Annotated in this window: 24 protein-coding genes; 12 read left to right on the plus strand and 12 right to left on the minus strand. The window is 72.8% G+C overall.

Annotated features, from left to right (window positions below; all coding sequences use genetic code 11):
- The first annotated feature begins 7 nt into the window (after window positions 1-7).
- From ACFYZR_RS29450 to ACFYZR_RS29465, 4 genes are read left to right on the plus strand one after another with little or no spacing between them, the layout of a single operon-like run.
- A complete protein-coding gene (locus ACFYZR_RS29450; protein WP_229353828.1) occupies window positions 8-394 on the plus strand; it encodes a roadblock/LC7 domain-containing protein in 387 nt (128 codons plus the stop codon).
- Window positions 391-765, plus strand: a complete 375-nt coding sequence (locus ACFYZR_RS29455) for a DUF742 domain-containing protein (protein ID WP_391915717.1) — start codon at window positions 391-393, stop codon at window positions 763-765. Before ACFYZR_RS29450 ends, ACFYZR_RS29455 begins: the two co-directional genes overlap by 4 nt.
- Complete coding sequence (locus ACFYZR_RS29460; protein WP_391915720.1) at window positions 746-1,369, plus strand: ATP/GTP-binding protein; 624 nt, start codon at window positions 746-748, stop codon at window positions 1,367-1,369. Before ACFYZR_RS29455 ends, ACFYZR_RS29460 begins: the two co-directional genes overlap by 20 nt.
- Window positions 1,370-1,404: 35 nt before the next feature.
- A complete protein-coding gene (locus tag ACFYZR_RS29465; RefSeq protein ID WP_391915835.1) occupies window positions 1,405-2,805 on the plus strand; it encodes a cytochrome P450 in 1,401 nt (466 codons plus the stop codon).
- A 114-nt stretch (window positions 2,806-2,919) separates the two neighbouring features.
- Here the strand turns inward: ACFYZR_RS29465 and ACFYZR_RS29470 are convergent, their stop codons facing one another.
- Window positions 2,920-3,963: a hypothetical protein gene (locus ACFYZR_RS29470; RefSeq protein ID WP_391915723.1), complete on the minus strand. Its 1,044-nt coding sequence runs from the start codon at window positions 3,961-3,963 to the stop codon at window positions 2,920-2,922.
- A gap of 939 nt (window positions 3,964-4,902) precedes the next feature.
- Here ACFYZR_RS29470 and lnt point away from each other — a divergent pair.
- Window positions 4,903-6,447, plus strand: a complete 1,545-nt coding sequence (gene lnt, locus ACFYZR_RS29475; protein WP_391915726.1) for an apolipoprotein N-acyltransferase — start codon at window positions 4,903-4,905, stop codon at window positions 6,445-6,447.
- Here lnt and ACFYZR_RS29480 read toward each other — a convergent pair.
- Complete coding sequence (locus ACFYZR_RS29480; RefSeq protein WP_391915729.1) at window positions 6,396-7,616, minus strand: FAD-dependent monooxygenase; 1,221 nt, start codon at window positions 7,614-7,616, stop codon at window positions 6,396-6,398. The two genes, lnt and ACFYZR_RS29480, sit on opposite strands and share 52 nt — an antisense overlap.
- Before the next feature lie 99 nt (window positions 7,617-7,715).
- Between ACFYZR_RS29480 and ACFYZR_RS29485 the strand changes: the two genes are divergently transcribed.
- The 3 genes from ACFYZR_RS29485 to ACFYZR_RS29495 all read left to right on the plus strand — a co-directional run bounded on the left by ACFYZR_RS29485 (window position 7,716) and on the right by ACFYZR_RS29495 (window position 9,666).
- Complete coding sequence (locus ACFYZR_RS29485; RefSeq protein ID WP_391915731.1) at window positions 7,716-8,327, plus strand: TetR/AcrR family transcriptional regulator; 612 nt, start codon at window positions 7,716-7,718, stop codon at window positions 8,325-8,327.
- 41 nt (window positions 8,328-8,368) lie between these two features.
- Window positions 8,369-8,884, plus strand: coding sequence for a DinB family protein (locus ACFYZR_RS29490; RefSeq protein WP_391915734.1), 516 nt, complete (start codon window positions 8,369-8,371; stop codon window positions 8,882-8,884).
- Between the two features lie 83 nt (window positions 8,885-8,967).
- Entirely contained in the window at window positions 8,968-9,666 is a 699-nt protein-coding gene (locus ACFYZR_RS29495) for a hypothetical protein (RefSeq protein WP_391915737.1), read from the plus strand.
- 31 nt (window positions 9,667-9,697) lie between these two features.
- Here the strand turns inward: ACFYZR_RS29495 and ACFYZR_RS29500 are convergent, their stop codons facing one another.
- From ACFYZR_RS29500 to ACFYZR_RS29520, 5 genes are all read right to left on the minus strand, one after another.
- Window positions 9,698-10,384 (minus strand): uracil-DNA glycosylase, encoded by a 687-nt coding sequence (locus ACFYZR_RS29500; protein WP_391915740.1) that lies wholly within the window; start codon window positions 10,382-10,384, stop codon window positions 9,698-9,700.
- An 88-nt stretch (window positions 10,385-10,472) separates the two neighbouring features.
- Window positions 10,473-11,270, minus strand: coding sequence for an SDR family oxidoreductase (locus ACFYZR_RS29505; RefSeq protein ID WP_391915743.1), 798 nt, complete (start codon window positions 11,268-11,270; stop codon window positions 10,473-10,475).
- A 42-nt stretch (window positions 11,271-11,312) separates the two neighbouring features.
- Window positions 11,313-12,074 (minus strand): 3-oxoacyl-ACP reductase FabG, encoded by a 762-nt coding sequence (gene fabG / locus ACFYZR_RS29510; RefSeq protein WP_391915746.1) that lies wholly within the window; start codon window positions 12,072-12,074, stop codon window positions 11,313-11,315.
- 302 nt (window positions 12,075-12,376) lie between these two features.
- Window positions 12,377-12,793, minus strand: a complete 417-nt coding sequence (locus tag ACFYZR_RS29515) for a DUF3037 domain-containing protein (RefSeq protein WP_391915749.1) — start codon at window positions 12,791-12,793, stop codon at window positions 12,377-12,379.
- The gene (locus ACFYZR_RS29520) at window positions 12,790-13,617 is read right to left on the minus strand and encodes a HipA family kinase (protein ID WP_391915752.1); all 828 of its coding nucleotides are present in this window, start codon (window positions 13,615-13,617) and stop codon (window positions 12,790-12,792) included. Before ACFYZR_RS29520 ends, ACFYZR_RS29515 begins: the two co-directional genes overlap by 4 nt.
- Before the next feature lie 104 nt (window positions 13,618-13,721).
- Here ACFYZR_RS29520 and ACFYZR_RS29525 point away from each other — a divergent pair, with 104 nt between their 5' ends.
- On the plus strand, window positions 13,722-14,285 hold the full coding sequence (locus tag ACFYZR_RS29525; protein WP_391915755.1) for a Rieske (2Fe-2S) protein: 564 nt from the start codon (window positions 13,722-13,724) through the stop codon (window positions 14,283-14,285).
- Here ACFYZR_RS29525 and ACFYZR_RS29530 read toward each other — a convergent pair.
- A complete protein-coding gene (locus tag ACFYZR_RS29530; protein WP_391915757.1) occupies window positions 14,272-14,973 on the minus strand; it encodes a cysteine hydrolase in 702 nt (233 codons plus the stop codon). The genes ACFYZR_RS29525 and ACFYZR_RS29530 overlap by 14 nt on opposite strands.
- A 182-nt stretch (window positions 14,974-15,155) precedes the next feature.
- Between ACFYZR_RS29530 and ACFYZR_RS29535 the strand changes: the two genes are divergently transcribed.
- Complete coding sequence (locus tag ACFYZR_RS29535) at window positions 15,156-15,623, plus strand: pyridoxamine 5'-phosphate oxidase family protein (protein WP_391915760.1); 468 nt, start codon at window positions 15,156-15,158, stop codon at window positions 15,621-15,623.
- A 97-nt stretch (window positions 15,624-15,720) separates the two neighbouring features.
- On the opposite strand, the gene ACFYZR_RS29540 is transcribed toward ACFYZR_RS29535, so the two are convergent.
- Window positions 15,721-16,626, minus strand: coding sequence for a LysR family transcriptional regulator (locus ACFYZR_RS29540; RefSeq protein WP_391915763.1), 906 nt, complete (start codon window positions 16,624-16,626; stop codon window positions 15,721-15,723).
- Window positions 16,627-16,701: 75 nt separating this feature from the next.
- Here ACFYZR_RS29540 and ACFYZR_RS29545 point away from each other — a divergent pair, with 75 nt between their 5' ends.
- Entirely contained in the window at window positions 16,702-17,724 is a 1,023-nt protein-coding gene (locus ACFYZR_RS29545; protein WP_391915766.1) for a DMT family transporter, read from the plus strand.
- On the opposite strand, the gene ACFYZR_RS29550 is transcribed toward ACFYZR_RS29545, so the two are convergent.
- Window positions 17,715-19,046 (minus strand): aminotransferase class I/II-fold pyridoxal phosphate-dependent enzyme, encoded by a 1,332-nt coding sequence (locus ACFYZR_RS29550; protein WP_391915770.1) that lies wholly within the window; start codon window positions 19,044-19,046, stop codon window positions 17,715-17,717. The genes ACFYZR_RS29545 and ACFYZR_RS29550 overlap by 10 nt on opposite strands.
- A gap of 35 nt (window positions 19,047-19,081) precedes the next feature.
- On the opposite strand from ACFYZR_RS29550, the gene ACFYZR_RS29555 reads away from it, so the two are divergent.
- Window positions 19,082-19,774, plus strand: a complete 693-nt coding sequence (locus ACFYZR_RS29555) for a pyridoxamine 5'-phosphate oxidase family protein (protein ID WP_391915772.1) — start codon at window positions 19,082-19,084, stop codon at window positions 19,772-19,774.
- Here ACFYZR_RS29555 and ACFYZR_RS29560 read toward each other — a convergent pair.
- Together ACFYZR_RS29560 and ACFYZR_RS29565 are read right to left on the minus strand one after the other, a co-directional pair.
- The gene (locus ACFYZR_RS29560; RefSeq protein ID WP_391915774.1) at window positions 19,761-20,834 is read right to left on the minus strand and encodes a DMT family transporter; all 1,074 of its coding nucleotides are present in this window, start codon (window positions 20,832-20,834) and stop codon (window positions 19,761-19,763) included. The genes ACFYZR_RS29555 and ACFYZR_RS29560 overlap by 14 nt on opposite strands.
- 347 nt (window positions 20,835-21,181) lie before the next feature.
- Window positions 21,182-21,709, minus strand: a complete 528-nt coding sequence (locus ACFYZR_RS29565; RefSeq protein ID WP_391915776.1) for a Clp protease N-terminal domain-containing protein — start codon at window positions 21,707-21,709, stop codon at window positions 21,182-21,184.
- Window positions 21,710-21,806: the final 97 nt, after the last annotated feature.

Here is a 21,806-nt window from a genome sequence, read left to right on the forward strand (position 1 = left end):
GTTCAACATGGACTGGATGCTCAAGGACCTGGCCACCAGCGTCCCCAAGACCCGCCACGTGATCGTGCTGTCCTCGGACGGCCTGCGGATGGCCCAGTACGACACGGAACCGGAGGTCGCCGACCGTCTCGCCGCAGCCTGCGCCGGACTGCAGAGCCTCTCGGCGGCCATCGCCCAGGAGTTCCCGCACGGGGACGGGGAGATGCGCCTGGTCGTGATCGAGGTCGACGGCGGCTTCTTCTACCTCATGGCCGCCGGGGCCGGGGCGTATCTGGCCGTGCTGGCCGACGACGACGTGGACGCCGGGCTGATGGGCATGAAGATGCGGGACCTGGTGGCCCGCATCGGCTCCCATCTCACCAGCCCGCCCCGGGTCGGCGGGGCGGCCACGTGAACGGTTCCCGACCCGATGACGAGCCCGGAGCGGAGCCGCCCGGCAACCCGGACCGGCTGTACATCCTCAGCACGGCGGAGACCCGGGCCAGGACCTCGACCCACCTCGACCTGGTCACCCTGATCGTCTCCCGCGCGGAGCCCGACCCCGGTCTCCAGCCCGAGCACGCCGCCGTCGTGCGGATGTGCGACTTCCCCCTCTCGGTCGCGGAGATATCCGCCTATCTGGAGCTGCCGGTGAGCACCCTGACCCCACTCCTCACCGAACTGCTCGCAAACGGAAAGGTCGAGGCCCGGCCGCCGGTGCCCGCGGCCGCGCTGCCCGACGTCCGAATCCTTGAGGCGGTGATGCATGGACTACAGAAGCTCTGAGAACTACGCCGGGCCGCGCAGCGAGGACATCCTTCCCGCCACCGCCACCGCGGCCGTCAAGGTCGTCATCGTCGGGGGCTTCGGGGTCGGCAAGACGACCCTGGTGGGCTCGGTCAGCGAGATCCGACCGCTGACCACCGAGGAGACGATGACCCAGGCGGGGGTCGGCGTGGACGACCTCGCCGGCATCGAGCAGAAGACCGAGACCACGGTGGCCATGGACTTCGGCCGCATCAGCATCAACGACCAGCTGGTGCTGTACCTGTTCGGCACGCCCGGCCAGGAGCGGTTCTGGTTCCTGTGGAACGGCCTCTTCGAGGGCGCCCTCGGCGCGGTCGTCCTCCTCGACACCCGCCGGATGGAGGTCAGCTATGACGTGATCGGCCGCCTGGAGGAACGCGGCGTCCCCTTCGTCGTCGGGGTCAACGCCTTCCCCGGTGCCCCCAGGTACCCCGTGCCGGAGCTCCGGGCGGCGATGGACCTGGACGACTCCGTCCCCATGATCGACTGCGACGCCCGCGACCGCGCCTCCTGCCGCGACATCCTGATGGCGCTGATGCGCTATCTGTACACCCTCACGACCGTCTCCACGGAGCCACAGTGACCAACTCCCCCGAACCCACCCACACCGACTCCCTCATGGCCCCGCCGCCGGGATGCCCGGCACACCTCGGCGCGTCCCACGCGGGCGCGTCCCGGCTGTACGGCCCGGAGGCCGAATCGGACCCGTACGGGCTGTACGAGCGGCTGCGCGCCAAACACGGTCCGGTGGCGCCGGTGCTGCTCTCCGGAGATCTGCCGGCCTGGCTGGTGCTGGGGTACCGGGAGAATCTGGACGTGGCACGTACGCCCTCCCGGTTCTCGCGGGATTCCCGGCACTGGCGAGAGTTCCGGGAGGGAAGGGTCCCTCCCGATCACCCGTTGGCGCCCGTCACCGCCTGGCAACCGATCTGCGTCTTCGCCGACGGTGAGCAGCACGAGCGATGGCGCGGTGCCGTGAACGACAGCATCGCGCGTTTTGACAAGAGGGGTATCCGCCGCCATGTGACGCAGTGCGTCAACCAGCTGGTCGACCGCTTCTGTGCCGACGGCCGCGCGGATCTCGTGAGTCAGTTCGCGGAATATCTGCCGATGATGGCGATGACCCAGCTGCTCGGCATGCCCGAGGAGGACAGCCCCCGGCTGGCCAAGGCCGCCCTCGACATGCTCAGGGGCACCGAGACGGCGGTCGCGAGCAATGAGTTTCTTCAGGACACGCTGCGCAAGCTTGTCGCACGGAAGCACTCCCAGCCCGGCGCCGACTTCACCTCCTGGCTGCTGGAACATCCCTCTGGCCTTTCGGACGACGAGGTACAGCAGCATCTGCGGCTCGTCATGATCGCCGCCTACGAATCCACTGTGAATGTCATCGCGAACACCCTGAAGATGGTGCTCACCGACATCCGCTTCCGGGCCTCCCTGGCGGGCGGGCATATGACGCTGCCCGATGCCGTAGAGCAAGTACTCTGGGACGAACCGCCGTTCATCACCATCCTGGGCCGCTGGGCGACTCAGGACACGGAGCTCGGTGGGCAGCACATCAAGTCGGGCGACGCGCTGGTCATGGGGTTGGCTGCCGCGAACATGGACAAGGTGGTCCGACCCGACCTCGACGCGCCCATCCACGGCAACCGCGCCCACCTCGCCTTCAGCGGCGGAGCACACGAATGCCCCGGCCAGGATGTGGGACGAGCCATCGCGGGCACGGGCATCGACGCCCTGCTGTGGCGACTTCCCGACCTCACGCTCGCCTGTGAGGAGTCCGAACTCACCTACCTCTCAGCCATGATGAGTCGCCGCCTGACCGAGCTGCCGGTGAAGTTCACGCCGCATCAGCCGCAGCTCCCGGATCTCGCCGACTATGAGATCCCGTCCGCCCGGCCGGATGCCCTGGGGAACGGAGCGACCGCTCCGACAGGGACTTCTGAGGATTCGGCGCCGGCACGTTCCTCGTGGTGGCGGTCGATCACTCAGTGGCGGTGGCTGCGCCGCCGCCACTGAGCTTGATCGCGACACCGGAACGCCTTCCAGATGCCTCCCTGCACACCGGATCCGTACGGGGGGGCATCTGGTGGTCGGCTGTCAAGCGCCGTATCCGTCCAAACGCCTGAGCGGTCAGCCGACCGGCACAGCCTCGGCGGTCGGGTGCCGCTCTGCGAGCGGCCCGCCTTCCGGAACGTAGCGGCGTGCGCTGGTGTACCAAGCGTAGAGGCCTGCCAGGAAACCGAGGGCTCCCTTCAGCCATGCCTCCAGGTCGGCGCGCTCGCCCGGGTCCAGCCCGGCTTGCCGGATGACCGGGGGCAGTTCGGTCTGCGCGAGATGCTCGAAATAGCGGAGCCTGGCATCGACCAGATCGGCCGCGGCGTACAACGCCTCCTGCACCGAGACACCCAGGGAGGCTTTGAGGACGACCACGAGGTTGTTGACGTCGTGTTCGTCATCGACTTCCCGCTGGTAGGAGACTATGTCGTTCGCGAGTCCCATGTGGTCCATAAAAGCATCGAACAGGGCGGATACGGTCCGCGTGTGCTTGATGCTCTCGGGGATCGCCGCTCCGGTGGAGAGCTCGACAAAACACGGGGCGGTGTAAGCCGCGAAGCTTTCACGCCGGAACAGGGCATACTCAATGAGGTCGGGGACACGACCCGCGAGGTTGTTGACCAGCTCCTGCACGCCCGCGTCGACATACCTCCGCAGGGCTCGGTTCAGCTCCTGCCGCATGTGCACTGGTGTGGAGCGGAGCAGGTCGTACTGGAGGTCGACCAGCCCTTTTTCTACGGAGTTGACCGGATCGGGCACCGCCGCACCAGGAACCGGCGACAGGAAGGAGTGCAGGCGGGCAGTGAAGGCCCGCGCCCCCGACAAGTCGCCCGTTCGTTTGAACTTGAAAGCAAAGTGGTCGTCCCAGGCCAGCGTCCAGAGCATGAGCCTGTGAACGAGTCGAAGGTCGGCCAGTGAGGCGTCGGGCACGGTCCACGCCGTCAGTCGGTCAACGGCCATGGCGTGAAACTGGGACGTATCCCAGATGGCACCACAGTCGAGCATGCCCATGCGACGGGCCCACGTCTCATTCTCCTCGCGTAGAGCCGGGAAGTGGGAATTCACGTGCGCGGGATACGGCATCCGCAGCTGCGGGAGCTCGATGGTCTGTCGTGTCACGGGGCCCCTCCTACCGGGCTTCCATCCTGATTTCGGCTACCGACTGTCATGATTCCCGGCACCCACCGTATTTGAGGGGGTGTCGGCCGGGAAGCATCGGGACTCCTTCCGTTTCCTGGCACTCGCGGACTTCTGACAGCTCCCACTCACCGCAACGGCAGGAGGCGCGAAGACCGCACACCGACTGCGGGAGAGATATAGGATGCGGTTTCTCGGCAGACCACTACACCCGGTTCGGGATCACGCAGAGGCCCGGCGATCCACCCCTCTTGGGCCCGAGCGTTTCATCCAGGAGGAATATGCCTGCCGCCAGGCGGGATTCAAGAGCTGCACGACCGAGAAGCCCGGGCGATCTGGTGCTCATGAGACCCCCCACCATGAGTACGGAAAGTGCAGCCCATACTCTCCAGGCACCTCAGGTGTCCGATAGGCGGAGTGAAAGAGCAGAGAACAAGGCTGACTACTCCGACAGGTGAGGCGAAGTATTGACTGCTGGAGCGCCGTTCATCGACACCGTCTGCCCCTGGCAGTGCTTCTCGCCGCCTGTTTGAGCTGACATCCATGCGCGATGAGTCCTGCCTGCCGAGAGGAAGCCGCCCATGGAGTGAAGACCCTTCGGGGAGACGCGGAGATTTGCATGATGCCTCGCATTATCTGCAAATACGCTTACCCCTCTGTGGGGCACTTTGCTCTCATGCCTGGAACACAGGCCATGAGGATGTCCCGATCTCGGTCAGGACACGACCGAATACCTCCTTGACACCGGTGGAGTCGGCACTGCGCGTCCAGATCAAGACCACTGGCGAAGTCACCCAACCATCTGGCCTCATTGGTAAACAGGATTCCCGACGCGGACAGGATCTGCGCATGCGTGGTGACTCAGGCAAACGACCGGGCATGTCCCACACTGATGATCAGCACGCTTGAGGGAGGTATGTGATGACGATGCTGTCGTCAACAGAGCGGCTGAGACGGCTTCTCACCTCGCCGTGGTGGCGGGCCGGTCTGGCGGTCCCCACCGGCGCCCTGCCCGCCCTGGCCTTCCCCGCCCCCTCCCTGTGGTGGCTCGCCTGGGTGGCGCTCGTGCCGTGGATGCTGCTCGTACGGGGGGCGCCCACGGCGCGGCGGGCGGCGGTGGAGGGGTGGCTGGGCGGGGCCGGGTTTCTGCTGGCCGTGCATCACTGGCTGCTGCCCAGCCTGCATGTGTTCATCCTGGTGCTGGCCGCGCTGCTGGGTTTGTTGTGGGCGCCCTGGGGGCTGCTCGTGCGCCGGTTGCTGGGGGCCGGGCCGGGGGCCGGGCGGGTGGCGGCGGCCCTCCTCGTCGTGCCTTCCGGGTGGATCGGCGTCGAACTCGTGCGGTCCTGGGAGTACTTGGGCGGGCCCTGGGGGCTGCTCGGGGCCAGTCAGTGGCAGGTCGCCCCGGCGCTGCGGATGGCGTCCGTGGGGGGCGTCTGGCTGGTCGGGTTTCTGATCGTGGGCGTCAACACCGCTATCGCCGCGCTCGTTTCGGCGCCCCGCGCTCGCGCGGTGGCCGTCGCGGGGCTGCTCGTCTGCGCGGCGGCCGTCGCCGGGGTGTGGGGGTGGGCGCCGGTGCCGGAGCTCGCGGGGACGGTGCGGGTCGCGGTCGTGCAGCCCGGCGTCGTCGACGGGGTGGGGAGCGTGCAGCGGCGTTTCGATCGGGAGGAGAAGCTCACCCGCGAGCTCGCCGGGCAGCGGGTGGATCTCGTCGTGTGGGGCGAGAGCAGCGTGGGGCAGGATCTGGGGAGCCGGCCCGACCTGCGCGACCGGCTGGCCGCGCTCTCCCGGACCGTCGGCGCGGACCTGCTGGTGAACGTGGACGCGCGGCGGTCGGACCGGCCGGGGATCTTCAAGAGTTCGGTGCTGGTGGGGCCCGACGGGCCCACCGGGGACCGTTACGACAAGATGCGGCTGGTGCCCTTCGGCGAGTACGTTCCGGCCCGTTCGCTGCTCGGCTGGGCGACGTCCGTGGGCAAGGCCGCCGGTGAGGACCGGCGGCGCGGGGACCGGCAGGTGGTGATGCGGCTGCCGGACACCCGGGGCCGGGGGCTGCTCGTCGGGCCGCTGGTGTGCTTCGAGTCGGCCTTCCCGGACATGAGCCGGCAGCTGTCCGGGGACGGGGCCCAGCTGCTCGTCGCGCAGTCGGCCACGTCCACCTTCCAGAGCAGCTGGGCGCCCGCCCAGCACGCCTCGCTCGCGGCGCTGCGGGCCGCCGAGACCTGGCGGCCCATGGTGCACGCGACGCTGACGGGCGTGAGCACGGTGGCGGACCCGCGGGGACGGATCGTCGGCGAGCGGCTGGGCACGGAGCGGAGCGCCGCGGCCGTCTACGACGTGCCCCTGGCGCGCGGCACCAGCCCGTACGTCCGGGCCGGCGACTGGGCCGTCTACGGCTCGTTGACGGTCCTGGCCCTCTACGGGGTCGTGGAGCTGCTCGTATGGCTCGGCTTGAGGTCCGCCGCCTGACGTCCGGGCCGCGCGGGCGGTCGCCAGTCGGCCACGCCGTCCAGACTGCGCAGGGCGACGCGGGGGCCGAGGCGGTTGACGGTGGCGAGGACGCCGGTGCGCAGGGCGCACGCGAGGGGTGAGGAGAGGCGGGTCAGGCGGGCGACGCGGGCCGAGCGGCGGACGACGGCCGTGGTGCGCGACAGGCGCTGCCGGGTGTACTCGGCCAGGGCCTCGCAGGGGTCGGCGGCGCTCAAGGCGTGGGCGAGGACGACGGCATCCTCGATGGCCTGACAGCCGCCTTGGCCGAGGCTGGGGGCCATGGCGTGGGCGGCGTCGCCGAGTAGGGCGACCCGGCCCTGATGGAAGGCGGGCAGGGGGCGGGTCGTGGTGTGGACGTCGTTGCGCAGGATCGCGGCGGGGTCGGCGGCGTCGAGGATGTCGGGCACGGGGTGGTGCCAGTCGCCGAAGAGGCGGCGGAGCTGGGCGAGTTCGCCGCCCGGTGAGACGGCCCGGGCGGGGGCCACGGCCTGAGCGTAGGCGTAGACGCGGCCGTCGTGCAGCGGGACGGTGCCCCACAGCCGGCCGGGTCCCCAGGTCTCGTGCGCCGGGAAGGGCGTGGCGGGGCGGGGGACGACCAGGCGCCAGACGGTGGCGCCGGTGTAGCGGGGGGCGGGGTGGCCTGGGAAGAGGGCGGCGCGGACGGCGGAGTGGATGCCGTCGGCCGCGACGACGAGCTCCGCCTCCAGGTCGCCGTCGGGGGTGGTGACGCGGGCGGGGCGGTCCGGTGCGCCGGGGTCGGCGAGGGTGGCGGGGCTGCCGGTGCGTACGGACCCTTGGGGGAGGCGGGCGGCGAGCAGGCCGACGACGTCGGCGCGGTGGGCGACGACGACCGGGCCGCCGAAGCGCCGGGCGGCGGCCTCGTTGCTCGTACGGGAGAGCCAGCGGCCGTCGGGCAGCCGCAGGCCGCCGTCGGCCTGCCAGCCGGACAGGGCGCGTACGGCGTCGCCGGCGCCGAAGCTGTCGAGGGCGCGCTGGGCGTTGGGGGCCAGCGCGATACCGGCGCCGACGGGTTCGAGGGCGGCGGCGCGTTCGAGGACGGTGACGGTCCAGCCGTCGTGGTGCAGGGCGCAGGCCGCGGTGAGGCCGCCTATGCCGCCGCCGATGACGACGGCGCGGGGCTGTGCCATGGATCCTCCCGACCGGGAAGCAGGAACAGGAAACAGGGAACTACAGGTGTAGTGACAGCCAGGCTACTACAGCTGTAGTGCGGGCGGTAGATTGGCGTCGTGCGCCCCGAGAAGACCGCCCCCGCCCCCGCCCGTCCCCGCGCCCAGCTGATCGCGGACACCGCGCTCACCCTGCTCGCCGAGCGCGGCATGCGGGGCCTGACCCATCGCGCCGTGGACGAGGCCGCCGGGCTGCCGCCCGGCTCGACGTCGAACCACGCCCGTACCCGTGCCGCGCTGCTGGAGGCGGCCGTACGGCGGCTGGCCGAGCGCGAGGAGGCGGTGCTGACGCCCCGTGAGATGCCGGACCCGGCGGGGGCGGACGGGCTCGACGCGCTCGCCGACGCCCTCGCGCTCGCGCTCCACCGCTCGCTGACCGGGCAGCGCGAGCTGCTCCTCGCCCGCTACGAACTGGCGCTGGAGGCGGCGCGCCGGCCCGAGCTGAGGGAGATCTACGACGCGACGGGCCGGGGCCGTTTCCGCGCTCCGGTGATCGCGCTGCTGACGGCCGCGGGCTCCCCCGAACCGGAGCGGCACGCGCTGTCGCTCATCGCGTGGTGCGAGGGGCTGATGTTCTCGTGCGCGGCGGGCTCCTACCACGCCGAGACGCCCGGCCGCGCCGAACTGCGGCAGGGGTTCAGGGAGCTGCTGCGGGGAGCGCTGGGGCGATAACCCCCTGGCGTCGATTCGAACCGCGCAGCGATGATGACAGCATGACGATCAATGAGCGCCCCATGCCCTCGACCACCGCGGGCGAACGCGAAATGCTGGAAAGCTGGCTGGACTTCCACCGGACCACGCTGGCCATCAAGTGCGCCGGCCTGGACGACGAGCAGCTGCGGACGGCGTCCGCGCCGCCGTCCATCATGTCCCTCATGGGGCTCGTGCGGCACATGGCCGAGGTGGAGCGCCACTGGTTCCGGCGGGTGCTGTCCGCGGAGGACGCGCCGCCGATCTACTACGACGAGACCGACCGCGACAAGGACTTCAAGGTCACGGAGAAGGACACCGGCGAGGAGGCCCTCGCCACCTGGCAGGCCGAGGTCGCCAAGGCGCGGGAGCTCGCCGCCGCGCGGGCGCTGGACGACACCGGCACCGGTGTCGGGTTCCACCCGGGCCGGCCCTTCAGCCTCCGCTGGATCCTCATTCACATGATCGAGGAGTACGCGCGGCACAACGGTCACGCCGACCTCATCCGCGAGCGCGTCGACGGCGCGACCGGGGCCTGAGCGGAGCGCGGCCGGGGCCGTGAACCCATGTCACCCCTGCGGGGAATTCCCCATGTCCCTTGGCGGGCAGCAGGGTTGGCCGAATGCATCGAGTGCCCTCAGCCGCCGTCCTGGTGGCGGTGGCCATGTCGGCCGCGGTCGGCTGTGTCTCCGTCTCTCCCCACCCCCTCGCGCCCGGCTCGCCCGGCGGGTCCCGGGCCGTTCAGGGCCCGGCCCGTGAGTCGCTGACCGTCACGGGCCCGGGCGCCTCCCGGTCACCCTCACCGGACGGGAGGCCGGCGCCGGGGGCGGACGGGACACCGGGCCGGACGGCGGACCCCTTCCGGAAGGGCCCGAACGACCCGTACAACCAGTACGCCCCGTACGACCCGAAGAGCCCGGCGGGCCCCAAGGACCCGGCCGATCCGACCATGCCCTGGGACCCTCCGGTGCCCTCACGGCCGGCCGGTGGCGACCAGGGGGCGCGGCGCTCCCCGGACGCGCCGTCGCTCGTCGCTCCCCCGCCCGCCACCGATCCGGGCGGCGCCTGGCGAGCCCCCTCCCCGGAGCGGCGGGCCGAGCGTCAGGAACCCGCCCCGGCGCCGCCCGAGCCCGAACGCCCGGCCCCCCGGCCGGCGCCCGAACCGGAGGAGCGCCACGCGGCCCCGGCCCCTGCCCCCGCACCGGCCCCGGCGTCACGGGGGCAGCAGGGCAAGGGCCTGTGCGCCCTCGGCGACACCTATGGGAAGTGGGAGAAGGGCGGCGACGCGTCGCGGATCTGCCACCAGGTGTACGGGCGTTGATCCACGCCGGGCAGGCGGAAAGGCTCGCCCGTCAGACCGCGAGGCCCGGGATCCGCCAGTCGATCGGCTCGTGGCCCTGGGCCGCCACCGCCTCGTTGATCTGGGTGAAGGGGCGGCTGCCGAAGAACTTCTTCGCCGACAGCGGCGAGGGGTGGGCACCCTTGACGACGACGTGCCGCTCCTCGTCGATCAGGGGCAGCTTCTTCTGCGCGTAGTTGCCCCAGAGGACGAAGACGGCCGGGTCGGGGCGGGAGGCGACGGCGCGGATGACCGCGTCGGTGAACTTCTCCCAGCCCTTGCCCTTGTGGGAGTTGGGCTCGCCGCCCCGGACGGTCAGCACGGCGTTGAGCAGCAGGACGCCCTGCTCGGCCCACGGCAGCAGGTAGCCGTTGTCCGGGATGTCGTAGCCGAGCTCCTCGCGCATCTCCTTGTAGATGTTGCGCAGCGACGGCGGGGTCCTGACGCCCGGCCGCACCGAGAAGGACAGGCCGTGGCCCTGGCCCGGGCCGTGGTACGGGTCCTGGCCGAGGATGAGGACCTTCACCCGCTCGTACGGGGTGGCCTCCAGGGCGGCGAAGACCTCCCCGCGCGGCGGATACACCGGGGCCTTCACCCGCTCCTCCTCCACGAACTCGGTCAGCTCCTTGAAGTAGGGCTTCTCCAGCTCTTCGCCGAGGACACCGTGCCAGGACTCGGGCAGCACGTCGGTGACGGTCACGTCGACAACCTCCGGGGTTCGTTCCGTTCTCGCCGGAGAACTTACCGCCGACCACTGACAACGGCTGCCGCAGGGGAGAGCGAGGCCCTCAGACCCCCGCGTTGAGGAAGAGCCCGCCGTCCACGACGAGGGTCTGGCCCGTGATCCAGCCCGCGGCGTCCGACAGGAGGAAGGCGGCCGCGCCGCCGATGTCCTCCGGTACGCCCAGCCGGCCGAGCGGGTAGGAGGCCACGGCCTCCTCCTCGCGTCCCTCGTAGAGGGCGGCGGCGAACTTGGTCTTCACGACGGCCGGGGCGATCGCGTTGACGCGGACGCCCGGGGCGAATTCGTGCGCGAGTTGCAGGGTGAGGTTGACCATGGCGGCCTTGCTCATGCCGTACGCGCCGACGAAGGGCGAGGCGGCGACCCCGGCGACGGAGGCGATGTTGACGATCGCGCCGCCGTTGTCCTTCTGCCAGGCGTGCCACGTCCGCTGGGCGAAGCCGAGCGCGGAGACGACGTTGGTCTCGAAGACCTTGCGGGCCACGGCGAGGTCGAGGTCGGCGATGGGGCCGAAGACGGGGTTGGTGCCCGCGTTGTTGACGAGGTAGTCCACACGGCCGAAGGTCTCCATGGCGCGTTCGACGGCGAGGGCCTGGTGGGCCTCGTCGTGGGCCTTGCCCGGGACGCCGATGGCCCGGTCGGGGCCGAGGGACTCGACGGCCTGCTTGAGGGCGTCCTCGTTGCGGCCGGTGATGACGACGCGGTCGCCGCGGGCCACCAGGGCCCGGGCGATGCCGTGGCCGATGCCGCGGCTGGCACCCGTGACGAGGGCGACCTTGCCGGAGGGTTCGCTTTCCCGAGCGGGCACGGGGGGCGTGGCGGGTGTGGAGGGTGTGGCGGGCATGCTGTCCGTTCTCCTTGGTTTCTCCTCGGGCGGCCGGCCGGGTCAGTCGAGCGGGCCGCCGGCCACGTACAGCACCTGGCCGGAGACGAAACCGGCCTGGTCGCCGGTGAAGAAGGCGATCGCGTTGGCGATGTCCTCGGGCTCGCCGACGCGCTGCACGGGGATCTGTGTGGCCGCGGCGGCCTGGAGGTCCTCGAAGCTCATGCCGACGCGGGCGGCGGTGGCCGCCGTCATGTCGGTGGCGATGAAGCCGGGGGCGACGGCGTTGGCGGTGATGCCGAACTTGCCGAGCTCCTTGGCGAGGGTCTTGGTGAAGCCCTGGAGGCCGGCCTTGGCGGCCGCGTAGTTGGCCTGGCCGCGGTTGCCGAGGGCCGAGCTGCTGGAGAGGTTGACGATCCGGCCGAAGCCCGCGTCCACCATGTGCTTCTGGCAGGCGCGCGACATCAGGAACGCGCCCCGCAGGTGCACGTTCATGACGGTGTCCCAGTCGCTCTCGCTCATCTTGAACAGCAGGTTGTCCCGGAGCACACCCGCGTTGTTGACCAGGACGACCGGCGCGCCCAGCTCGGCGGCGACGCGGGCCACCGCGGCGTCCACCTGGGCGGCGTCGGAGACGTCGCAGCCCACGGCGAGTGCCCTGCCGCCCGCCGCCGTGATCTTCTCCACGGTGTCCGCGCAGGCCGCCTCCTCGAGGTCGAGGACGGCGACCGCGCGGCCCTCGGCGGCCAGGCGCACCGCGGTGGCGGCGCCGATGCCGCGGGCCGCGCCCGTGACGAGGGCGACGCGGGGTTCGGTGGTGGACATGCGGGTTCTCCTCACCTCGAAGGCGGCTCGCCCCGGCGGCGCGCTCCGGCCAGGGGAGCGGCGGCGGGGTGAGCAACCGCTCAGTAGCTCGGTCGATCAGACGCTAGAAGTCCCGCCACGCGCTGTCAACGCCTCACCGCACGCCCCTCGTCCCGGGCGTCCCCGCCACCGCGCCGGCGCCGTCCCACCAGCGCTGAGCGCTCCGCCGGAAGTCCGGTACGCCATCTGCGGGTGCGTCGTGGCCGGTCGCGCCCACACGGCGGTAGCCGCACATCGACGCTGTCCCGCGCCCCTTCGGGGCGCTACCGCACCAGCAGATCGAGCAGGCGTTCCGACTCGCGCTCCGCGTCGGCTGTCAGCCCGGTGTGCACCGGTCCCGGCTGTACCACCGTGCTGCGCGGCGCGATCAGCCAGCGGAACCGGCGGCCGGCGTCGTCGCAGGCCGCCTGCCCGGCCCGGTCGCCCCCGGCGCAGACCCCCTCGACGGCGTGCAGCGCGGCCCGGACGCCGGCCACGTCCGCCGCCGGGTCGAGGGCCAGCAGCCGGTTCTCGTCCAGGTGGACGCGCGCCGTCACATACGACTGCGCCTGGCAGTAGACGACCACTCCGGCGTTGATCTGCTCCCCGCGCTCGACGCGGGGGACGACGCGCAGCAGCGCGTACTCGAAGACGTCGCGCTTCGCGCCGTCACGGCCCTTGTGGTCCTTGTGGCCCGTCACTTCGCGGCGCCCTTTCCGTCCAGCCTGACACGTACCCATTCCGGCGCCTGCGACGGTTTGTCCGCGGTGCGTTCGCCCATGGTGATCCTCTCGCCGATGGTCGCCGCGCGTTCGAGCAGCACCTCGACGTACGCCCGGCGCAGGGCGTCCGGGCTGTCGAAACCGGGCTCGTCGGCGAGCCATTCGTCGGGGACGTCGGCGGCCGCCTCGGCCAGCAGTTCCTCGGTGACCCGGGGGGCCAGTTCGGCCGCCGCCCCGGCGATGTCCGGGGAGAAGGTGGCGAGGACGTGGTCGGAGGCGTTGTACGGCTTGCCGGCGGCGGTCGCGGCGCCGGGCCAGTTGTGGTGCCAGATCATGGTGGCGCCGTGGTCGATCAGCCAGAGGCGGCCGTGCCACACCAGCAGGTTGGGGTTGCGCCAGGAGCGGTCGACGTTGTTGATGAGCGCGTCGAACCAGATCACACGGCCGGCTTCGGCGGCGTCGGTCTCGAAGGCGAGCGGGTCGAAGCCGAGCGCCCCGGGCAGGAAGTCCATGCCGAGGTTGAGCCCGCCGCTGGCCTTGAGCAGCGCTTGGACCTCCTGGTCCGGCTCGGCGCGGCCGATGACCGGGTCCAGCTGGATGCGGGCCAGCTCCGGGACGCGCAGGCCGAGGCGGCGGCCCAGCTGCCCGCAGATGACCTCGGCGACCAGCGTCTTGCGGCCCTGGCCGGCGCCGGTGAATTTCATGACGTACGTGCCGAGATCGTCGGCCTCGACGATGCCGGGGAGCGAGCCGCCCTCACGCAAGGGCGTGACATAGCGGGTGGCCGTGACTTCGGGGAGCATCGCCCCAGATTAATCGCCCGGGGGTGACCGTCTGAACGCCGGGCGCGGCGCGGCCGTATGAGTCCTCGAACCAGCTGATGCGAAGCGACAGCAAAGGAACGATCATGACGCATTCGTCACCCGCGCCATCCGCCCCGTCCGATCCCGCCGATCCCGCTGCCCCGGCCGGCCCGTCCCGCGCCACCCGCCGTGCCGTCGTCGCGGCGACCGGAGCCGCCGGTCTCGCCGCCGTCCTCGCCGCGTGCGGCGGCTCCGACGACGCGGGATCGGGCTACTCGGGCGATGCGCCGGACACGTCGGGCGCGTCGAAGGGGACGCCGGGGCAGGCGGCCGGCGACAAGGGCACGCCCGGGACGGGAGCCACGTCCGGGGCGGGTGCGGGTGCGGCCCTGGCCCGGGCGTCGGAGATCCCCGAGGGCGGCGGCAAGGTCTTCCCCGACCGGAAGGTCGTGGTCACCCAGCCGGCGAAGGGGCGGTTCAAGGCGTTCTCGGCGGTCTGCACCCACCAGGGGTGCGTGGTGAAGGACGTCGCGGACGGCACCATCAACTGCCCCTGTCACGGCAGCAGGTTCTCGGTCGCCGACGGGGCCGTACGGGGTGGCCCGGCGCAGAAGCCGCTGCCCGAGGAGCGGATCTCGGTGAACGGCGACTCCATCATCCTGGGCTGACCCCTGGGCTGAACCCCGGGCCGAGCCCATCGGGGCCGGGCGCCCGGCGGGGACGGCCCCGCCGGCGCCAGCCGCGCAGGACGGCATCGGTCGTGGTCACGGTGGCGACCAGCGCGAGGGTGTGGCGCACCATCGCCGCCGTGTAGTCGGCGGGCACCCCGGCGATGGCGTCGGAGGGGACGACGGCCGTGTAGCCGAGGTTGACGGCGTCGAAGACGGCGTTGGGGATCCCGACGTTGGCCGACACGCCGGTGACGATCAGGGTGCGGCAGCCGATGTTGCGCAGCAGGGCGTCCACGCCCGTCCCGGCCAGCGGCGAGAGCCCGTGCAGCCGGCGGACGATCAGGTCCCCCTCGCCGACGGGTACGGGTTCGGCCACCCGGACGGCGTGGGTGCCGGTCAGCTGTTGCACGGGCAGTCGTTCGGCGACGCGGAAGAGGTGGGCGTTGCGGCTGGCGCCGCGGCCGTCCGGGCGGCGTTCGGCGACGGCGTGCACGACCTGGACGCCCGCCTCGTGCGCTCCGGCGACGAGGCGGGCGACATTGACCAGGGCCCCGGAGGCGCGGGCGACGGCCGCGAGTTCGGGAAGCGCGCTGTCGGGGCCGACGACCCCGCGCTGGCATTCGACGGTCAGCAGCACGGTGCTCGCCGGGTCGGTCTCCTCGGCGAACGGGTCCTGAGTGGCCATGGTGTTCCCCCGCTCCCTGTTTCCCCGGCGACGGTCCGTACTGGTAACCGGGCCTCGTCGGGGGGCGCGCGTGAGGCTAGTGGGCATTGCGGTGCCGGGGAAGAGGCCCCATCCTTCTGGCGAGCGGTCAGGTCAGTCCGTGTGGTCGCGTACGTCGGATCCGGAAGGCGGGTGGCGCGGGGATGACCGTCACACAGCGGCGGGGCCGCCGGATCATGATGACGCGGGCCGAGCTCGACGCCTTCCTCGCCGGGCGGCGCACCTGCCGGGTGGCGACGGCCGGGCGGGACGGGCGGCCGCACGTCGGCCCGCTGTGGTACGTCTGGGACGGGCGGGCGCTGTGGCTGTACTCCCTGGTCCGCAGCCGGCGCTGGGCCGATTTGCGCCGCGACCCCCGGGTGGCGGTGGTGGTCGACGACGGCGAGGAGTACGAGGAGCTGCGCGGCGCGGAGCTGGCGGGCACGGTGACCGTGGTGGGCGAGGCCCCGCGCCGGGGCGTGGCCTGCCCGGAGCTCGTGGCCCCCGAGCGGCTGTTCGCGGAGAAGTATTTCGGCTCGACGGCGATGCCCCACGACGGCCGGCACGCCTGGCTCCGGCTGACGCCGGACGCCGTCGTCTCCTGGGACTTCCGCAAGCTGGGGAAGGGGTGACCCGGTACGGGTGGGCGCGCCGCCCGGCCCGTACGCCCCGTCCGTCAGCCCCGTAGTCCGTCGCCCCTGCCCGTACGCCCCCGTACGCCCCCGTCCGTCACCCCTGCACGCCCCCGGCCGCCGCCCGCAGCGCGTCGGCCATCGCGCGGATCGAGGGTCTGCGGTCCGCGTCCGCGCGCCAGATGGCGAAGACGTGGCGGCACATCGTCTTCCGTACGGGCACCGCGCGCACCCCCTCCGGCAGGGGGCCACGGCCGAGCCGGGGGGCGACCGCGATGCCCAGGCCCGCGGCGACCAGGGCGAGCTGGGTGGCGTGCTCCTCGGCCATGTGCGCGATCCGGGGCTCGATGCCCTGGCCGCGCAGCGTGGACAGCAGCCAGTCGTGGCAGAACTCGCCCTTGGGCCAGGCGATCCACTCGTCCTCCGCGAAGTCCGCGAGGGAGACGTCCGCCCGGTCGGCGAGCGGATGCCCGGCGGGGACCGCGACGTCCACGGGGTCGTCCAGGACCGGGGCCCTGACCAGCTCGGCCGGTACCGGCAGCGGTTTGTTGTACCAGTCGAGGACCACGGCGAGGTCGATGTCGCCGCGCACCGTCCCCTCGACGGCCTCCTCCTGCTCCATCTCCACCAGCCGGGCGCGCAGCTGCGGATGGTCCGCGCGCAGCGCGGTGAGCGCGGCCGGGAACAGGCCGCGGGCGGCCGTGGGGAAGGCGCCGAGCCGCAGCTCGCCGACGGCTCGGCCGCGCTGGGCCTCCAGGTCGGACTGGGCCAGCTCCACCTGGGAGAGGATGCGCCCGGCGTGCTCGGCGAGCAGCCGCCCGGCGTCGGTCAGGCGCACGCCGCGGCCGCACTTGGCCAGCAGCCGCTGCCCGGCCTCCCGCTCCAGCTTGGACAGCTGCTGTGAGACCGCCGAGGTCGTCACGTGCAGCCCTTCCGCCGCACCGCTGACGGAGCCGTGGCGGGCGACGGCGTGAAGGGTGCGCAGGCGCTCCAGGTTCAACATGTAAGCGATGCTACGCGATGGTCCATAGAATTATTTGCTTGTTCTAAGACTTATGGTCCCTGCATGGTAGTCGTCATGAGCACCGTCGCGACGCCGAAGCAATCCCCCTCCCCCGCCCTCTCCACCACCGTCACGCCGGTCACCGAACCGAAACGCCGGGGCCTCGACTGGCGGATCAACTTCGCCGTGCTCTCGGTCGTCTGGGGATTCAGCTTTGTCTTCATCAAGCTCGGCACCGATGGCTTCGCGCCGCCCTATGTCTCCTTCGGCAGGATGTTCTTCGGCGCGGCCGTGCTCGTCGCGGCCCTGGTGATCAAGCGGCAGCGGCTGCCGCGCTCCCCGCGCACCTGGGGTCATCTGGCCGTCGCGGCCTTCTTCTGCAACGCCTTTCCGTTCACGCTCTTCGCCTACGCCGAGCTGACGATCCCCACCACCCTCGCCGGGGTCTGCAACGCCACGACTCCGCTGTGGGGCATGGTGCTCTCGCTCGTGGCGCTCTCCGAGGACCGGCCGACGCGCCGCCGCTTCGCGGGGCTCGGCCTCGGCTTCATCGGGGTGCTCGTGGTGCTCGGGGCCTGGCAGGGCTTCTCGGGGCAGGACCCGAAGGGCACCGCCATGGCCCTGGTGGCCTCGGTGAGCTACGCCCTGGGCTGGATCTACGTCCGGCGCACGCTGTCGGGCACCGGCGACGGGCACCTGGCACTGTCCGGCGGCCAGCTGCTCATCGGCGCGCTCCAGCTCGGCATCGCCGCACCGCTGCTCAGCCCCCTGCCGTCCGCCCTGCCCGCCGTGCCCCTGCTCGCGATCTTCGCCCTGGGCGCGCTCGGCACGGGGCTCGCCTTCCTCCTCCAGTACGGGCTGGTCGCCGAGGTCGGCCCGACGACCGCGACCATGACGACGTATCTCATCCCGGTCGTGGCGACCGCGGCGGGCGTCACCCTGCTCGGCGAGAAGCTCACCTGGAACACCCCCGTCGGCGCGCTGATCGTGCTGGCCGGAGCGGCGCTCACCCAGAGCAGGAGCCGCCGCTCCTCCCGGACCGGCCGGACCGTGGCGGAGGGGGACGCCACGCAGAGGGACGCGGCCACTCAGTCGTAGCGCCCCGCCGGCACCGGGCCGGTCGCGGACGCCAGCGCGTCCGCGACCGGCCCTATCTCGTGCATCTCCAGTGCGGACACGGTCAGCCGCACCCCGGGCGGCGACGCGAGCCGGAACCGCGCCCCCGGCGCCACGGCCCAGCCCGCCTGGAGCAGCCGGGCCACGGCCCCTGTCTCGTCCGGCACGGGCAGCCACACATTCATCCCGCTGCGTCCATGCGCCTCGACGCCCCGCTCCCGCAGCGCCGCGACGAGCGCCTCGCGCCGCCGGCCGTACGAGGCGGCGACCTCCGCCGCGTCCACGGCGCCGGCGCGCCACAGATGCACCACCGCGTCCTGGAGCACATGGCTCACCCACCCGGGCCCGAGCCGCTGCCGGCCGCGCACCCGGTCGACGGTGACGGCGTCCCCGGTGAGCACGGCGAGGCGCAGATCCGGCCCGTAGGCCTTGGCGACGGAACGGACCAGCGCCCAGTGGTCGGTGACCCCGGCGAGGGGGCACAGCGGCAGATCGACGATGCCGTGGCCGTGATCGTCCTCGATGAGCAGCACCCCGGGGTGGCGGGCGAGCACGGCCCGCAGCTCCCGGGCGCGCGCCTCGCCGATCGCGGCGCCCGTCGGATTCTGCGCGCGGTCGGTGACGACCATGGCCCGGGCGCCCCGGCGCAGCGCCCGGTCGGCCTCCTCCGGCAGCGGGCCGTCGTCGTCGACGGCGACGGGCGCGGCGCGCAGGCCGAGCGCGGGGATGAGATCGAGCAGGCTCCCCCAGCCCGGGTCCTCTACGGCGACGGTGTCGCCCGGCCGCAGATGCGCGCTCAGCACCCGCTCGATGGCGTCGAGCGAGCCCGAGGTGACGGCCACCGGACCCTCCGGGACGCCCTCGGCCGTGAAGGCGGCGCGGGCCATGCGCTCCAGGTCGGTGTCGACGGCAGGGTCGCCGTAGAGCACCGGTCTGCGGCGGGAGCGCACGGCGGCCGCGGCGAGGGCCTCGCCGAGCGGGGGCAGCAGCGCCGGGTCGGGATTGCCGGCGGAGACATCGCGCACGCCTTCCGACGCCTCCACCCGGATGAGCTCGCGGTGGGTGCTGGCCGGGCGCTCGCGCACCCGGCTGCCGCGCCGGCCCGCCGTCTCGATCACTCCGCGGTCGCGCAGCGTGCGGTAGGCGGCGGCGACGGTATTGGGATTGACCCCCAGCTCCACCGCCAACTCCCGCATCGGCGGCAGGAGTTCGCCGGGGGCGAGCTTTCCCGAGCCCACGGCGCGCTCCACGCTCGCGGAGATGTCCACCGCACGACGGCCTTCGATCCGATACTCTCCTAGCACAAAGCCAACTATGCACTAGTGCAATGGAGAACGCAATGCCTTCTTCCACGGTCGCCGCGCCGGTCCCCGGGGCCGGGCAGTACGAGCGGACCGAGCGCACGACCCCCACCCGCTACCGCGACCGCGCGTCCTACGACCGCGACCTGGTGCACGGGATACTCGACGCGGGCTACGTCTGCCATCTCGGCTTCGTCCGCGACGGCGCCCCCGTCGTCCTGCCCACCCTCTACGGGCGCGTGGGCGACCGCCTCTACGTGCACGGCTCCACCGGCTCCCGGCCCCTGCGCTCGGCGGGCGAGGCGCGGGATCCGGGCATGCCCGTCTGTGTGACGGTCACGCATGTCGACGGGCTCGTCCTGGCCCGTTCCGCCTTCCACCACTCGCTCAACTACCGCTCGGTCGTGGTGCACGGCACGGCCCGGCGGGTCACCGACCCCGCCGAGCTGCGCGATGCCCTCGACGCCCTGGTGAACCAGGTCGTGCCGGGACGGGCGGCGGACTCCCGGCCCGCGTCGGCCAAGGAGCTCGCCGCCACGGCCGTGCTGCGCGTCGACCTCACCGAGGTCTCGGCGAAGGTCCGCCACGCTGGCCCGGCCGACGACGAGGAGGACACGGCCCTCCCCCACTGGAGCGGGGTCGTCCCCGTGACCACGGCCTACGGCACCCCCGTCCCGGCGGACGACCTCGCCCCCGGCATCCCCGTGCCGGACTACCTCACCGGCCGCTGACCGGCCGCGACCGAGCGGCCCCGGCCTCCGCCGCGGCCCCGTCGCCCGTCACCGTCGGCCCCGGCCGCCGCCCGCCCCCGCCGGCCTCGGCGAGGGCGAGCGCCGCGACCGCGCCCAGCAGCACGCACGTGCCCAGCGCGGTCGCGGCGGTCAGGCGCTCACCGAGCAGGGTCACGGCGATCGCCGCCGCCGTGACCGGCTCCAGCAGGGTGATCACCGAGACCGTCGTGGCCCGCACGGCCACGAGACCCGCGAAGAACAGCCCGTACGCCAGCGCCGTCGGCACCGTCACCAGATACCCCAGCAGCCACAGCGTGCGCCCCAGTTCCTGCGCCCGGGGCCACAGCCCCTCGGCCGCGGCGAGCGGCAGGAGACAGACCGCGCCCACGGCGAAGGAGGTCAGCGTCGTGGTGAACGGATCCGTGGCCCGGCCCTCGCGGCCGAGGCGCCGGGTGTAGAGGGTGAGCAGCGCGTAGGCCGCGGCCGACACCAGCCCCCAGGCCACTCCGGCCGGCCGCACGGTGCCCGCGCCGTCGCGGCCGAGCACCAGCACCACCAGCCCGGTCAGCGCCCCGGCCACCGCGACCCGGCCTCCCGTGCCGAGCCGCTCGCCCATGAAGAGCCTGCCGGCCAGCGCCACCAGCACCGGCGCGGCTCCCTGGGTGACGACCGTGCCGACCGCCAGACCGGTCCCGTCGACCGCCGCGAAGTAGGCGGCCTGGAAGACGGCGAGACCACCACCGGTGACCAGGAGGCGGGTCGCCCGGCGCCGCTTGGTCTCGGGCGCACGCAGGGGACGGACGGGCCGGGGCCGCAGGGCCCGCACGGCCAGCAGCAGGACGAGGCCGCCGACCGTGCGCCAGAAGGTGAGGGCGACGGGTCCCAGGCCGCTGCTGGCCGAGGCGAGCGCGGCGGTGGCGCCCGCCGTGCCCCAGGCGACGCCCGCGACGACGACGCAGGCCAGCCCCTGGTTGACGGAGAGTCCGGGGCCGGTGTGCGAGGGCACGCCGTCGGACGGCCCGCCCGGAACGGGGCAGGCCGGAAGAGAGGAGTTGCGCATGACTGTTCTGTTCTCCCGCGGAAGACTTCGGTGATCGCTCGCTCCGTCTGCGGGCAGCGGCGATCGGCCCGTGACCCCTCAGGGCCCGGGTCCTCCGGGAAGCGGCCGCCCGCGCTAGGCGGCGGGAGGCGGAAGAACAGCGGTCGTCGGCATGATCGGCACCCTAGGCGGACGGGCGGCCGCGGGGCAACCCCCTCGGCGGGGGCCTCGCCGGGGCCCTTCGCATCGCGGGAGCCCTCCCCGAAAACCTTCGCGGGAGCCCTCTTCGAACCTTCGCGGGAGCCCCTCCCCGAACCCCCTCAAGGGAGCTCTCGGCGGAAAGGGCGCGAAAAGGGTGCGGAAAGGATTCAGCCGCGCTCGCAGTGGGCGGCTCCGTCCAGTCGCGCGCCCAGCGCCGCCGGGTCGACGCCCGCCCGGCGCAGCACCTCGACCGCCCGGCAGCGGGAGTCGCGCACCAGGGCGGCGAGCAGATCGGTCCCCGCCACGTGTGCGGCGCCCCGGGCGCGGGCCCGGGCATGGGCCTCCCGCATGGCACCGGCGGCCGCGGGCGACCAGCCGGGCACGGGGCTCCCGGCGAGCGAGGGGAGGGCGCCGGAGTCCTCCACCGTGCCGCTCCAGCGCAGGCCGTAGCCGATGGTGCGCTGGACGAGATAGCCCAGCAGCCGGGCCACCTGGGCCGGGCCGCCCTCGAAGGCCTGGCGGGCGGCGGGGTCGGCCTCCAGCAGGGTGTGGAGGAGGTGGGCGGTGTCGACCTGCCGGTCGCCGTCGCGCGCGGCCCTCCTGCGGGCGCCCAGGACCGCCGTGGCCAGTTCCGCGCTGAGCGGATCCTCGCCCGGGGCCCCGGCCCGTCCGGTGTCAGGTGTACGGCTTCGCACCCTTCCCACCCCATCAGTCCCGAGTGATGAGAACATCCCCGGAAGGTTGCATTCGCGCATCCGACGCGAGTTGGGCACGGCCTGCCGAGGCGTCATC

Origin of the sequence: Streptomyces sp. NPDC001678 (assembly GCF_042892945.1) — a bacterium.
Taxonomy (GTDB): domain Bacteria; phylum Actinomycetota; class Actinomycetes; order Streptomycetales; family Streptomycetaceae; genus Streptomyces.

What these genes read in the sequence shown, in the direction of transcription:
- ACFYZR_RS29450 (WP_229353828.1), top strand. Translation starts at nt 8, where the DNA reads ATGGACTGGATGCTCAAGGACCTGGCCACCAGCGTCCCCAAGACCCGC.
- ACFYZR_RS29460 (WP_391915720.1), top strand. Translation starts at nt 746, where the DNA reads ATGGACTACAGAAGCTCTGAGAACTACGCCGGGCCGCGCAGCGAGGAC.
- ACFYZR_RS29465 (WP_391915835.1), top strand. Translation starts at nt 1,405, where the DNA reads ATGGCCCCGCCGCCGGGATGCCCGGCACACCTCGGCGCGTCCCACGCG.
- lnt (WP_391915726.1), top strand. Translation starts at nt 4,903, where the DNA reads ATGACGATGCTGTCGTCAACAGAGCGGCTGAGACGGCTTCTCACCTCG.
- ACFYZR_RS29480 (WP_391915729.1), bottom strand. Translation starts at nt 7,616, where the DNA reads ATGGCACAGCCCCGCGCCGTCGTCATCGGCGGCGGCATAGGCGGCCTC.
- ACFYZR_RS29490 (WP_391915734.1), top strand. Translation starts at nt 8,369, where the DNA reads ATGACGATCAATGAGCGCCCCATGCCCTCGACCACCGCGGGCGAACGC.
- ACFYZR_RS29495 (WP_391915737.1), top strand. Translation starts at nt 8,968, where the DNA reads ATGCATCGAGTGCCCTCAGCCGCCGTCCTGGTGGCGGTGGCCATGTCG.
- ACFYZR_RS29505 (WP_391915743.1), bottom strand. Translation starts at nt 11,270, where the DNA reads ATGCCCGCCACACCCTCCACACCCGCCACGCCCCCCGTGCCCGCTCGG.
- fabG (WP_391915746.1), bottom strand. Translation starts at nt 12,074, where the DNA reads ATGTCCACCACCGAACCCCGCGTCGCCCTCGTCACGGGCGCGGCCCGC.
- ACFYZR_RS29520 (WP_391915752.1), bottom strand. Translation starts at nt 13,617, where the DNA reads ATGCTCCCCGAAGTCACGGCCACCCGCTATGTCACGCCCTTGCGTGAG.
- ACFYZR_RS29525 (WP_391915755.1), top strand. Translation starts at nt 13,722, where the DNA reads ATGACGCATTCGTCACCCGCGCCATCCGCCCCGTCCGATCCCGCCGAT.
- ACFYZR_RS29530 (WP_391915757.1), bottom strand. Translation starts at nt 14,973, where the DNA reads ATGGCCACTCAGGACCCGTTCGCCGAGGAGACCGACCCGGCGAGCACC.
- ACFYZR_RS29535 (WP_391915760.1), top strand. Translation starts at nt 15,156, where the DNA reads ATGACCGTCACACAGCGGCGGGGCCGCCGGATCATGATGACGCGGGCC.
- ACFYZR_RS29540 (WP_391915763.1), bottom strand. Translation starts at nt 16,626, where the DNA reads ATGTTGAACCTGGAGCGCCTGCGCACCCTTCACGCCGTCGCCCGCCAC.
- ACFYZR_RS29545 (WP_391915766.1), top strand. Translation starts at nt 16,702, where the DNA reads ATGAGCACCGTCGCGACGCCGAAGCAATCCCCCTCCCCCGCCCTCTCC.
- ACFYZR_RS29555 (WP_391915772.1), top strand. Translation starts at nt 19,082, where the DNA reads ATGCCTTCTTCCACGGTCGCCGCGCCGGTCCCCGGGGCCGGGCAGTAC.
- ACFYZR_RS29560 (WP_391915774.1), bottom strand. Translation starts at nt 20,834, where the DNA reads ATGCGCAACTCCTCTCTTCCGGCCTGCCCCGTTCCGGGCGGGCCGTCC.